Origin of the sequence: Marinobacterium rhizophilum DSM 18822, from assembly GCF_000378045.1 — a bacterium.
Taxonomy (GTDB): domain Bacteria; phylum Pseudomonadota; class Gammaproteobacteria; order Pseudomonadales; family Balneatricaceae; genus Marinobacterium_A; species Marinobacterium_A rhizophilum.
Window position 1 is genome coordinate 83,936 of the sequence record NZ_KB899106.1, and the last position, 11,543, is coordinate 95,478.

Here is an 11,543-nt window from a genome sequence, read left to right on the forward strand (position 1 = left end):
CAGCAACCCCGGCGCCGGCAACGGCCCGGGGTTTTGGCTATCAAGCTTTTGCAACAGGATGCACGATGGAACTTTTTACCTATTTCCGCTCGTCCGCCGCCTATCGCGTGCGCATCGCCCTGAATCTAAAGGGCATCAAACATCGACTGACGCCGGTGAATCTGCTGAGCGGCGAAAACCTGGGGGATGCTTACAAGACAATCAACCCACAGGGCCTGGTACCCACGCTGAAACTCGATGATGGCCGCCTGTTGACCCAGTCGACCGCCATGCTGGAATACCTCGAGGCCGAATACCCCGCGATTGCGCTGCTGCCGGCCAACCACTATGAGGCCGCAAGAGTGCGCGCCTGGGCCAATCTCATCGCCTGCGATATCCATCCGGTCGATAACCTGCGAGTGCTGAAGTATCTCAAGGGCACGCTGAATGTCAGCGATGATGAAAAAACCGCCTGGTACCACCACTGGATCCAGGAAGGCTTTCGCGCGCTGGAACCTGAACTTGCAGCCGCGCCCTACTGCCATGGCAGCGAGGTCACGCTGGCGGACCTGTACCTGATTCCGCAGGTCTACAACGCGCTGCGCTTCAACCTGGACATGTCGGCCTACCCAAAGATTCAGTCAATCTGGGAGGCCTGCAACGCGCTGCCCGCCTTTGATGCCGCACGCCCGGAAAACCAGCCGGATTCAACGATCTGACGCGGCACCCGTGCGACAAAATCGTCTTCGCCCGCAGAGCGAGTCCCCGCTACAACGCCCTCTTGATCAATACACAAAGCCCCCGCCACGGCTGAGCAGTGACGGGGGCTTTGTTTTAACCAGGCTTAAGTATTTAGTGGCTTGCGGAATCAGCCGGTAAACTCCTCGACGTGCAGCCAGGCGGCATGGTCGACGGCCTTTTTGGTCTTGCTCCAGGCCGCGAGCATTTCCGGCGCCAGCGCATGCAGGCGGTCTATCTGACCCGGTTTGTCGGTGCGCACCGTCAGTTCCAGCCGATGACCGTTGGGATCGAAGAAATAGATCGACTTGATGATTTCGTGATTCGTCGGCCCCACCACCTCGAGCCCCTTGGCCTCAAGCTCCGCCTTTGCTTCCAGCAGCGCCGCCTCGCTCTCAAGCTCGAAGGCAATATGCTGCACCCAGGCCGGGGTATTGGGGTCGCTGCCCATCTCGGGCGAATTCGGCAACTCGAAAAACGCCAGTATATTGCCGTTACCCGCATCCATGAACAGGTGCATGTACGGGTCCGGCTCCTTGGTCGAGGGCACCTTGTCTTCTGATATCGCCAGAATGAAATCCATGTTCAGGTAGTGCTGGTAGAACTCCACGGTTTCCCTGGCATCTTTGCAACGGTAGGCAACGTGGTGAATCTGCTGGATCTGCATGGCGGTCTCTCCTGGCTCTTCAATTAGTTTCAGATGAGAACAAATATATTCTCACATGAGACTATAATCAATCCCTTTTTATTCATAAGGCTATTTGTTGAGCACAGGAAGTGCCGTACCTGTGCGAAAAACACGGCTATAAGCCAATAAATTCGAAGGATTTCGCCATCACAGTGATTTCATCCAGGACTCAGACCCGCCACAAAACGTTGAGAAAACCCCTCTCAGGTGAGAGAATAAACACATTAGCAAGCAGTCCCGGATGCACCGCCATGCCAGAACAGTCCTACAAATCCCTCATTCTGCAACAGTTCATACCCTACCGCATGGTCAACACGGCAAAGCGGATCAGCGACAACCTGTCACAGATCTACAGCAGCGAAGCCTTCAATGTGACCATCCCGGAATGGCGCATACTAGCGCGGCTGGCGGAGGACGAACGCCTCAATGCACGTGATATTGGCCGTATTACCCAGATGGATAAATCCAAGGTCTCACGCGCCGTGAAGCAACTCGACGACAAGGGTTATCTGATCAAGCAAAAGGACGAACAGGACAATCGCATTACCTACCTGTCGCTGTCTGCCGCGGGCCGTCGGCTCTACCATGAGCTGGCACCACGGGCGCTTGAATGGGAAAGCAATCTGATCAAGGCACTGGATACCAGCGAGTACCGCGACCTGATGCGCATTCTTGAGAAACTCGACAAGCAGCTTGACGCCATGGAGCCCTGAAACGGTTGCTGTCGGCACCAGTCGACAGCGATGCCCGGACACTCGCTCTTCGCTTAGGTGATAACACCGACAGAGCATCGCCCTGTTGCACAGCATCCCGGATTGACTGCGGTCGGCTCCCCCGCATTGGCGCCCTGCTTGAGCCGTGACAGCAACGGGCTAGCCAACAGCTGCTCACCACTGTCACGCGCCCCGCTTGATCTTCTCACCGCACTTACCCTGCCCAGCGCCCTCACGGCCCCGCCACACCGTAGCGCAGCAGCGCCGTGCACTTGGTGCCGCCTGCGGTAATCGGCCATCACATTTAGATTATAAATAGTTCCATTTCTACTATTGATTTTTAATATGACCACGCCAGGGATAGGATCAGTTGAAGCCAACGTAACGCCCATGTCCCGCGCCTGTTCAGCCGAAGCGGACGTCGTCTGGCCCTAATGATTGAACAAGAATAATCAGGAGAAAAAACCGATGTTAACCATGCCTCAGACCCTCCAGCTGGCTAACGGCGACAAGGCCCGCCCGACTTTCAGCCAGGCTGAACTGCAGTCCCGCCTCGACAAGCTGCGTTGCTACATGGCAGAGAATGATGTTCAGGCCGTGCTCTTTACCTCCTACCACAACATCAATTACTACAGCGATTTCGTGTACTGTCGTTTCGGCCGCGACTACGGCCTGGTAGTTACCCAGGACAGCTACACCACCATCACCGCCAATATCGACGGCGGCCAGCCCTACCGTCGCAACCAGCTGGGCGACAACGTCATCTACACCGACTGGCAAAAAGACAACTTCTTCCACGCCGTCAAGCAACTGATCAGCAATGGTGGCAAAGTCGGCGTCGAGCACGATCACATGCCACTTCAGAATCTGCAGAAAATGCAGGCTGCGCTGCCGCAAGCCAGCTTCGTCGATATCGGCGTGCCGACCATGCAAATGCGCATGATCAAATCCGCCGAAGAAATCGCACTGATCAAGCAGGGCGCTCGAGTGGCAGACGTCGGCGGCGCCGCCATCCGTGATGCCATCGCCGTTGGCGTGCCCGAGTATGAAATCGCGCTGGCCGGCACCCAGGCCATGGTGCGCGAAATTGCCGGCACCTTTCCCCACGGTGAACTGATGGACACCTGGGTCTGGTTCCAGTCGGGCATTAATACCGATGGCGCCCACAACCCGGTCACCACCCGCAAGGTGCAGGCCGGCGATATTCTGAGTCTCAACACCTTTCCGATGATCGCGGGCTATTACACAGCACTGGAACGCACCCTGTTCGCCGAACACGCTAGTGATCGCCACCTCGAATTGTGGGAAATCAACTGTAAGGTACACCGTCGCGGTCTGGAACTGATCAAACCCGGTGCACGCTGCAGCGACATCGCCGCCGAGCTCAACGAGATTTTTGCCCAGCACGATGTACTGCAATACCGCACCTTTGGTTATGGCCACTCCTTCGGCACCCTGAGTCACTACTATGGACGAGAAGCGGGCCTGGAGCTGCGCGAAGACGTCCATACCGTTCTGGAGCCCGGCATGGTGGTATCGATGGAGCCGATGCTGATGATCCCGCAAGGTCGCGCCGGTGCCGGCGGCTACCGCGAGCACGACATCCTGGTCGTTGGCGACACCAGTGCCGAAAACATCACCCGCTTCCCGTTTGGACCGGAGCACAACATCATCAAAGGTTAAGCAGATGAAATCCGGCAGCTTTGACGATAAGCTGCCGGTCTTCTCTGGGCAAAATTGGCATACGACAATCGAATACCCACCCACCGGGCACTCGATACACAATAATAATATCTAGCGTGGGGCCTCGTCCCCGCATGAGGTAGCCATCATGGTGCTTACCAAAGGCCCTTTTAAGGGAATTAATCCGTATATTGTGATTATCTCCCTGGCCGTGACATCCCTGTTCATCCTCTATACGCTTCTACTGCCCGAGCAATCCGCAACCATCATAGACGCAGCACGGACTCTCATCACCCTCACGGCCAGCAGCTGGTATGTAGCACTCGCCGGCGGTTTTCTGGCGTTTTGCATCTGGATCACGTTCAGCCGCTATGGCCAGATACGGTTGGGTGACGATGGTGAAAAGCCCGAGTTCAGTTTCTTTGCCTGGTTTGCCATGGTCTATGCCGCCGGCCAGGGCATAGGCATCATCTTCTGGTCCATCGCAGAGCCTATGTTTCACTTTTCAGGCGGCACGCCCTTTTCCGCCGCAGTTGGCGACGCGGAAGCAGCCGAAGTCGCGATGAAAGTCACCTTCTTCCACTGGGGCTTTAATGCCTGGGCCATATACTGCGTAGTTGGTTTGGCCCTTGCCTTTGTATCCTACCGACTGAAAAAACCGCTCAGTATCCGCTATACCCTGTATCCGTTGCTCGGTGACCGCATCCACGGCTGGATAGGCGTACTTGTCGATATCATCGCCGTTTTTGCAACCCTGTTTGGCATTGCAACCTCGCTGGGTCTTGGCGTACAGCAGATCAATGCCGGACTGAACGCTATCTGGGATGTACCTCAGAATACCGGCATCCAGCTGCTGCTGGTTGTCATCATTACCCTCTGCGCACTCGTTTCGGTACTTACAGGTCTCAAACGCGGCATAAAATACCTCTCGATCAGCAATATGTGGCTCACCTTGCTGCTTCTGGCATTTTTCATTGTCTTCGGCCCGACACAATATATTTTCAATCTGCTCTTTGGCGTGTCGATAGACTATCTCGTTGACCTGGTATCAATGAACATTTTCCTTGAAGCGCCCACCCAGTCCATTGGCGATGCTGATGCCAGCTGGAAAAGCATGTGGCAGGGCTGGTGGACGGTATTTTACTGGGGCTGGTGGATGTCCTGGGCACCCTTCGTCGGCGTCTTCGTTGCCCGCGTATCCCGTGGACGCACCATTCGTGAGTTCGTGCTCGGCGTTGTCGGCGTCTCCAGCCTGTTGTCCTTTGTATGGCTTGCCGCCTATGGCGGTACCGCATTGAACATCGACCTTTTCGGAAATGGCACTATTGCTCAAACTGTCAGTAACAATGTCGCCGACGCACTCTATGCCACTTTTGAGGGCATGAACCTGGGCACCCTTGGCGATATGGCCGCAATTGCAGGCACACTGCTGGTGGCGTCATACTTCATTACCTCGTCCGACTCGGGCACCCTGGTGCTAACCACGATCATGAGTGAAGGCAATCAGCACCCACTCAAACGCCACCGTACCTTCTGGGGCATCATGCAGGGCGTTGTCGCCGCGGTGTTACTGGTAGCCGGTGGCAACGCAGCACTGAGCACTCTGCAAACGGCCTCCATCATCGCTGCCCTGCCGTTTTCTGTATTGATGGTGCTAATGTGCGTGGCACTGATCAAGGGCGTCCGGCAGGAATATCAGCGCATAGAATCTGCAACCTTAGCCGGGAAAGTACCCGCTGGAGAGTTACCGCAATGACCAGACTCGCAAACCTTAACTGGAAGACCTATGAGCAGCGAGTCGCAAAAGGGGACGCGACCATACTCCTGCCTATAGGCGCCATCGAGCAGCATGGACCCCATATGTCGATGAATCCGGATGTGCTGATTCCCGAAGGCATCTCGGATGGTGTTGCCAATGAGCTGGCCAACGTTCTTATTGCTCCGCCGATTTCGTACGGGTACAAATCCCAGGTGAAATCTGGCGGCGGGAACTTCTTCCCTGGCACAACCTGCGTCAATGGCAAGACCCTGATCGATACCGTAAAAGACGTTCTGGTGGCCTTCGCACGCCACGGTAATCGCCGCTTCGTGCTGATCAATGGCCATTTCGAAAATTCAATGTTTATCATTGAAGGTATCGATCTGGCGCTCGAACACCTGCGCCATGAAAATATTGATGCCAAGGTTATGCTGTTGTCATACTGGGATTACGTCGACAAGGAGACCATTGCGACCGTATTTCCGGATGGCTTCACCGGATGGGACGTGGAACATGGCGGCGTTCTGGAAACATCCCTGATGCTGCATCTGCACCCGCAGCTGGTCGATATGGAGAAGGTGATCGACCATCCTGCGGCCAGCTTCCCGCCTTACGACGTCTTTCCCTCCGACCCCACTTGGGTACCGAGCAGCGGCACACTGTCATCGGCCAGCAAAGCGACGGCGAATCACGGCAAGCTGCTCTTCGATGTCTGCGTTGATGGCATTGCAAAAAGCATAAGATCGCATTTCAAGGACTGACGCCAACCGCTGGCACCCGTAACTTCGACGATGCACTGAAACGACGTACAACACTGCAGTCACCGTGATTATGACAGTTGCACCGAATACATCCCCCGTAATCCGCTGTAACCGGCTCACAACATAATTGAGGGCTAAAGCCCACCTGCGCAACGCGAGCGCTCTCCCCCACAGGGCGCTCTCGCCGGGACTTTCGAGCCCCGGAGCACCTTCGGTGCCTTGGCCTGCGAGTACTTGATGTCTCGCAGGTCGAGGTCCGAATTTTCACCACAAAATCAAACTCTTGCACAAGAGCACTGATCCCCAACCAATAAACCGACAGTACAGTGCCCAACAGCAACGGCTGCGTTATCAAGACCAGCCCCGGACTGAACTTAAGGGCCAGTTCGCAGCAACGACTAAAACTTTAGTAGATTCGACTACCGAGTTCACAGGGCCCGCTCGCTTGCAGCGGTCCTCCCTGTTTGATAACGGATATTAAACCCATGCATACCATCTGGCTGATTACCCTGGCAGGACCTGACTGCCCCGACATGCTGCACAAATTCAGCGAAACCATTGCCCTGGGCGAGGGCGTGATACTGGACCGCCAGCTGGCAATCCTGGAGGGCAGAGTCAGCGGACTGATGAAGCTACAGCTGCACGAGAGTTGCGCACACTGGGTATGGCAACGGCTGCAAAGCTTCAGCGCGCAGGGGTTGCATATCGTGACCCGCCAGGTGATTGAGGACCCCGCGCCTGTCGGACAGCAACTGTCGCTGGCCATTCGCGGCAACTTCCGGCTGGGCCTGGATCACGAAATTCGCCAGATTCTGGAAAGCCACGGCGCACTGATCGAACAGTACAATCAGCATTTTATCGGTGCGCCCCTGCTCGGCGAACAGGGCTTTCATGCCCGTATAAGAGCGCGCCTGACGCGCCGGCTCTCACCTGACAACCTGACCCAGGCCCTTAATCGTCTGGCACAGGGTCTGGAGTTCGACATCAATACCGAGCACCTGTACCGCGCCTGACGGCGGGCTGCAGGTTGTCAGATTCGCTTGGGCGGATGATACAACTGGCTCTGCTGCAATCCCTGGCGAAGGTGCTCCAGCAGACGTTTACCGGCCGCCGACAGGTTTGCCGCATCGTAGTTGAAACCGATGGTGACATCCCCCAACGGAGGCAAGTGGCCAAGTACCTTGTCGGCCTTCAGCATGCCGGGCACCGTATTGTTGGCCAGCGCACTGATACCGAGCCCTGCCTCGATTGCCGACTGTATGCCCAGCAGACTAGAGGTGCAGTACAGAATGCGCCAGGCAATGCCGGCCTGGTTCAGCGCCTCGGTGACGTGATGGCGGTAAACGCACCCTTTGGGATAGAGCACCAAAGGCACAGGCTCTGCTGGGTCGAGGTGAAAATCCGCGCCGCTAATCCAGGCCAGCGGCTCGACGATGGCATCATCGGCAAGAATCTCGGACGACGGATGCTCATCCATGCTCATCACCAGGTCGAAGGCGCCGCGCAGATAGTCCCGGCGCAAGTGTACGCTCAGGTCACTGCTGACATCGAGCATCACATTGGGATAGGCGCGGGAAAACTTCGACAACAGCACCGGCAGGAAAGAGACTTCGAAATCGTTAGGAATCCCCAGCCGCACCGAGCCGCTCACAGCCGGGGTCATCACCCTCGACACGGCGGTATCGTTAAGATCCAGAATCTTGCGGGCATAGCCATAGAGCATCTGCCCTTCTTCCGTCAGGCGCAGCCCCTGGGCGCGATTGAACAACTGCACCGACACGAGCTCCTCAAGCCGCTTGACCTGCAGGCTGACCGCCGGCTGCGAACGCCCGAGCACCTCTCCCGCCTGGGTAAAGCCCCCCAGGTCATTGATGGTTACAAAGGTGCGCAGCAAATCCATTGGCAGGTTTTTCATAGGTTTTGGCACCCGAGAAACAAGAATACAGAGCCTTTCATGCTAGCGCAGGCCATTAAGGATATAAATACATTCCAACTCCTTATTGGATTAACAAATCTTTGGCTGATTCAACGGCCGCCTCCGCCCGCGGTAACGCTCAGACCATACTTGCGCAGGCGCCGAATCGGCCCCTAAATGGCCAACGGGCCCTGGCAGATGCACTGCACAGGGCCCGCAATGAATGAATGACGCAGGACAACCCGCAGCGTCGCGCCGAACCCTAATGGGCCGGCGCAACGTTGAGGTCGCACAGCGGGCAAAAGCTCTGCCAGGTGCAGGACCCGGCAGAATTGAAGCTCAGTCGTCTTCAGCGAGCGGCGCGCCGGTCACAACAGTACGGGGCCCCGATTTTTTGTACCAGCGCCACAGGCTCGGCACCAGCAGCGCGGCGGCCGTGGCACCCGCCAGGGTATAGGCCATCGGACCGTTGAACAGAATTCCCCAGTCACCGCCACTGATCGACAATGCACGGCGCAGGTTTTCTTCCAGCACTTCACCCAGCACCAGACCCAGAATCACCGGAGCCAGCGAAAAGTGCAGCTTGCGCAGCAGGAAACCAAAGACACCGAGTACAACCATAAAGAACAGGTCAAAACTGTCGCCATGGATTGAATAGATGCCCACGAAGGTCAGCATCACGATCACCGGTACCAGGTAAGCCTGGCGAATCGACAGCAGCCGAACGAAGAGGCCAATCATCGGCAAATTCATCACCAGCAGTGCAATATTGCCGATAAACATCGATGCAATCAGTCCCCAGGCAATCTCTGGCTGCTGTTCAAACAACAGCGGTCCCGGCGTGATGTTGAACATCATCAGGGCACCCAGCAGTATCGCCGTTGTACCACTGCCCGGAATCCCGAGGGTCAGCATCGGCACCATGGAACCGGCCGCCGATGCGTTATTGGCGGCTTCCGGTGCCGCCAGGCCACGGATATCACCTTTGCCGAACTGCTCATCGTCACCTTCGGCAATGCGCTTTTCGGTACCATAAGCCACCGCGCTGGCAATCGATGCGCCGGTCCCCGGCAGAACACCAATCAGAAAGCCAATGACCGTGGAGCGCAGCACCACCCACTTGACCGCCAAGAGATCGGCAACGCTGACAAAACTCTTGCCCACGGGGGTAATGACAAAATCATTGCGCGCCCACTGTTCCAGCAGGGCCAGTACTTCGCTGATGGCAAACAACCCGATCACCACCACCAGAAAATCCACGCCATCGAAGAAGTTGGGAATGCCCAGGGTAAAGCGCAGCACACCGGTACCGGAGTCGACGCCTACAGTCGCCAGCAGCAGGCCAATCATGACACCCACCATGGTTTTCACCGGGCGACTGCCCACCATCGTCGCCAGACAGGTAAAGGCAAACACCATCAGCCAAACATATTCAGTCGGCCCGAACTGTATGGCGAACTGACTAAGTAAGGGCGCCGAGACGACCATCATCAGCAACGCCCCCATGCTGCCGGCAAAGGATGAAACCGCCGACAGCGCCAGGGCACGGCCGCCTTCACCGCGCTTGGACATCGGATAGCCATCAAGAGTTGTCATAATGGCACCGGCATCGCCGGGTACATTCAGCAGAATGCTTGAGATCCGGCCGCCGTATTCGGCACCGTAATACACCCCGGCCAGCAGTATGAGCGCGGACTCCGGTGGAAAGCCCATCGCGTAGGCCAGCGGCAGCAGGATCGCAACGCCATTAATCGGACCTATACCCGGCAGGGAACCGATCAGAGTACCAACGAAGCAGCCCACCAGCACGAGCATCAGATTCAGGGGCGCCAGGGCGACCGAAAAACCGGTCGCCAGAAAATTCAGTGTTTCCATTGGTTAACCTCCAATCAGAACGCCGGCGGGAACATTAAGCTGCAGCAGTTCCTTGAGCAGGAAGTAGCTGCTCAGACTCATCACCAGCGCATAGCTCCCGGCGCGTAGCGGCGTTTCGCCGAACAGCCAGCTGAACAGGGAACCCACCACAAAGGTGGCAATAATAAAGCCGACGGGTTCGAACAGCACGGCATAGGTCACCATCAGACAGAGTCCAGCCGCCAGCTTTGCCAACACCGCAGCGTTGGGATGCCAGTCATTCTTGCCTGGGCGATACATCAGCCAACAGGCGGCAATGGCCAGCAACGCGGCGAGTATCACAGGGAAGGCCTTCGGCCCCAGGGGTTCGTACTGAAAGGGTACGTCCAGGCTGAGCGCTGCCCAGGCGACAAGCCCGGACAGCAGCAGCAAGGCGCCCGCTAAAATGCGGTCATACATGCTTCAACCTCACTGAATCAGGCCGGCTTCACGGGCCAGATTGCGCATATAACCCACCCGCTCGCGGACATAACTGTCAAGCTCGGCACCCTGCATCTTGAACGGCATCAGCCCCTTGTCGGCCACGGTCGCCATGAAGGCTTCGCTTTCATACGCCTTGCTGAACTGGTCAGCCCAATATTGATAGGCTTCGTCGGACACCTTTGGCCCCAGGTAAAAGCCGCGCAAGATCGTCCACTGCGCATCGATGCCCTGCTCCAGGGCCGTCGGGATGTTGGCAAATTCGCCCTCCAGGCGCTCCGGTGACATGACCGCCAGCACCCTCACCTTGCCGGCCTCAAGCTGGCCTTGCATCTCGCCGGCATCCCCCGGATACACCTGTATATGCCCGCCCATCAATGCGGCCAGCGCTTCACCGCCACCTTCATAGGCCACGTAGCGCATTGATTTGGGATCCACGGCCGAGGACTTCATCAGGATTGCCGCTTTCATCCAGTCCTGGCTGCCCACACCGCCGCCGGCACCGACAACAAACTTGGTCGGATCTTTCTTGATATCCGCAACCAGCTCTGCCAGCGTGTTCCACGGAGCGTCTGCCTTCACCATGATGGCGCCGTAATCGACCCCGGCGGCACCGACCCAGCGCGCATTGCTTTCATCAAGATCCTTGCCGAACTTGCCCTGGGCGAGGTTCAGCAACGAACCCGAGCTGAACGCCACCAGCGCATTTCCGTCATCGGGACGCACGCCGTTGATGTGGTTATACGCCACGGCACCGACACCGCCTGGCATAAAGGTGACCGCCATCGGTGTCTTCAGGAGACCCGCTTCGGCAAAGCCATTCGATACAATACGGCAGGTCAGGTCGAAGCCGCCGCCGGGCTTGGCCGGAGCGATACACTCGGGCTTGGACGGTTCGAACGCCATCGCGTTCATGGCCAGTGTCAGGCCACCGGTCAGCATCAAGGCAGCAATGTTTAACTTCATCATATTT

The 11,543-nt window shown here is 57.1% G+C and carries 11 protein-coding genes; 6 read left to right on the plus strand and 5 right to left on the minus strand.

Annotated features, from left to right (window positions below; translation table 11 throughout):
• The first annotated feature begins 65 nt into the window (after window positions 1–65).
• Entirely contained in the window at window positions 66–698 is a 633-nt protein-coding gene (gene maiA / locus F451_RS0117950; protein WP_020682790.1) for a maleylacetoacetate isomerase, read from the plus strand.
• Between the two features lie 149 nt (window positions 699–847).
• On the opposite strand, the gene F451_RS0117955 is transcribed toward maiA, so the two are convergent.
• Window positions 848–1,384 carry a VOC family protein gene (locus F451_RS0117955; RefSeq protein ID WP_020682791.1) on the minus strand — a complete coding sequence of 179 codons (537 nt, stop codon included), beginning with the start codon at window positions 1,382–1,384 and terminating at the stop codon, window positions 848–850.
• A 272-nt stretch (window positions 1,385–1,656) separates the two neighbouring features.
• On the opposite strand from F451_RS0117955, the gene F451_RS0117960 reads away from it, so the two are divergent.
• The 5 genes from F451_RS0117960 (at window position 1,657) to F451_RS0117980 (ending at window position 7,334) form a co-directional block, all read left to right on the plus strand.
• Window positions 1,657–2,118: a MarR family winged helix-turn-helix transcriptional regulator gene (locus F451_RS0117960; protein WP_020682792.1), complete on the plus strand. Its 462-nt coding sequence runs from the start codon at window positions 1,657–1,659 to the stop codon at window positions 2,116–2,118.
• Between the two features lie 468 nt (window positions 2,119–2,586).
• Window positions 2,587–3,801 carry a M24 family metallopeptidase gene (locus tag F451_RS0117965; RefSeq protein WP_020682793.1) on the plus strand — a complete coding sequence of 405 codons (1,215 nt, stop codon included), beginning with the start codon at window positions 2,587–2,589 and terminating at the stop codon, window positions 3,799–3,801.
• Between the two features lie 148 nt (window positions 3,802–3,949).
• On the plus strand, window positions 3,950–5,557 hold the full coding sequence (locus F451_RS0117970) for a BCCT family transporter (protein WP_020682794.1): 1,608 nt from the start codon (window positions 3,950–3,952) through the stop codon (window positions 5,555–5,557).
• Complete coding sequence (locus F451_RS0117975) at window positions 5,554–6,321, plus strand: creatininase (protein ID WP_026291870.1); 768 nt, start codon at window positions 5,554–5,556, stop codon at window positions 6,319–6,321. The genes F451_RS0117970 and F451_RS0117975 overlap by 4 nt, the downstream gene beginning before the upstream one ends.
• Window positions 6,322–6,806: 485 nt before the next feature.
• Window positions 6,807–7,334 (plus strand): ACT domain-containing protein, encoded by a 528-nt coding sequence (locus tag F451_RS0117980; RefSeq protein WP_020682796.1) that lies wholly within the window; start codon window positions 6,807–6,809, stop codon window positions 7,332–7,334.
• A 17-nt stretch (window positions 7,335–7,351) separates the two neighbouring features.
• Here the strand turns inward: F451_RS0117980 and F451_RS0117985 are convergent, their stop codons facing one another.
• From F451_RS0117985 to F451_RS0118000, 4 genes are all read right to left on the minus strand, one after another.
• Complete coding sequence (locus tag F451_RS0117985) at window positions 7,352–8,236, minus strand: LysR substrate-binding domain-containing protein (RefSeq protein ID WP_020682797.1); 885 nt, start codon at window positions 8,234–8,236, stop codon at window positions 7,352–7,354.
• Between the two features lie 339 nt (window positions 8,237–8,575).
• Window positions 8,576–10,111 carry a tripartite tricarboxylate transporter permease gene (locus F451_RS0117990; RefSeq protein WP_020682798.1) on the minus strand — a complete coding sequence of 512 codons (1,536 nt, stop codon included), beginning with the start codon at window positions 10,109–10,111 and terminating at the stop codon, window positions 8,576–8,578.
• 3 nt (window positions 10,112–10,114) lie between these two features.
• Window positions 10,115–10,549, minus strand: coding sequence for a tripartite tricarboxylate transporter TctB family protein (locus F451_RS0117995; RefSeq protein WP_020682799.1), 435 nt, complete (start codon window positions 10,547–10,549; stop codon window positions 10,115–10,117).
• Between the two features lie 9 nt (window positions 10,550–10,558).
• A complete protein-coding gene (locus F451_RS0118000) occupies window positions 10,559–11,539 on the minus strand; it encodes a Bug family tripartite tricarboxylate transporter substrate binding protein (RefSeq protein WP_240476510.1) in 981 nt (326 codons plus the stop codon).
• Window positions 11,540–11,543: the final 4 nt, after the last annotated feature.

Bases quoted from the DNA above. Each gene is read 5' to 3' on its own strand.
- F451_RS0117955 (WP_020682791.1), bottom strand. From the start codon at position 1,384: ATGCAGATCCAGCAGATTCACCACGTTGCCTACCGTTGCAAAGATGCC.
- F451_RS0117965 (WP_020682793.1), top strand. From the start codon at position 2,587: ATGTTAACCATGCCTCAGACCCTCCAGCTGGCTAACGGCGACAAGGCC.
- F451_RS0117960 (WP_020682792.1), top strand. From the start codon at position 1,657: ATGCCAGAACAGTCCTACAAATCCCTCATTCTGCAACAGTTCATACCC.
- F451_RS0117995 (WP_020682799.1), bottom strand. From the start codon at position 10,549: ATGTATGACCGCATTTTAGCGGGCGCCTTGCTGCTGCTGTCCGGGCTT.
- F451_RS0117985 (WP_020682797.1), bottom strand. From the start codon at position 8,236: ATGAAAAACCTGCCAATGGATTTGCTGCGCACCTTTGTAACCATCAAT.
- F451_RS0117970 (WP_020682794.1), top strand. From the start codon at position 3,950: ATGGTGCTTACCAAAGGCCCTTTTAAGGGAATTAATCCGTATATTGTG.
- maiA (WP_020682790.1), top strand. From the start codon at position 66: ATGGAACTTTTTACCTATTTCCGCTCGTCCGCCGCCTATCGCGTGCGC.
- F451_RS0118000 (WP_240476510.1), bottom strand. From the start codon at position 11,539: ATGATGAAGTTAAACATTGCTGCCTTGATGCTGACCGGTGGCCTGACA.
- F451_RS0117990 (WP_020682798.1), bottom strand. From the start codon at position 10,111: ATGGAAACACTGAATTTTCTGGCGACCGGTTTTTCGGTCGCCCTGGCG.
- F451_RS0117975 (WP_026291870.1), top strand. From the start codon at position 5,554: ATGACCAGACTCGCAAACCTTAACTGGAAGACCTATGAGCAGCGAGTC.
- F451_RS0117980 (WP_020682796.1), top strand. From the start codon at position 6,807: ATGCATACCATCTGGCTGATTACCCTGGCAGGACCTGACTGCCCCGAC.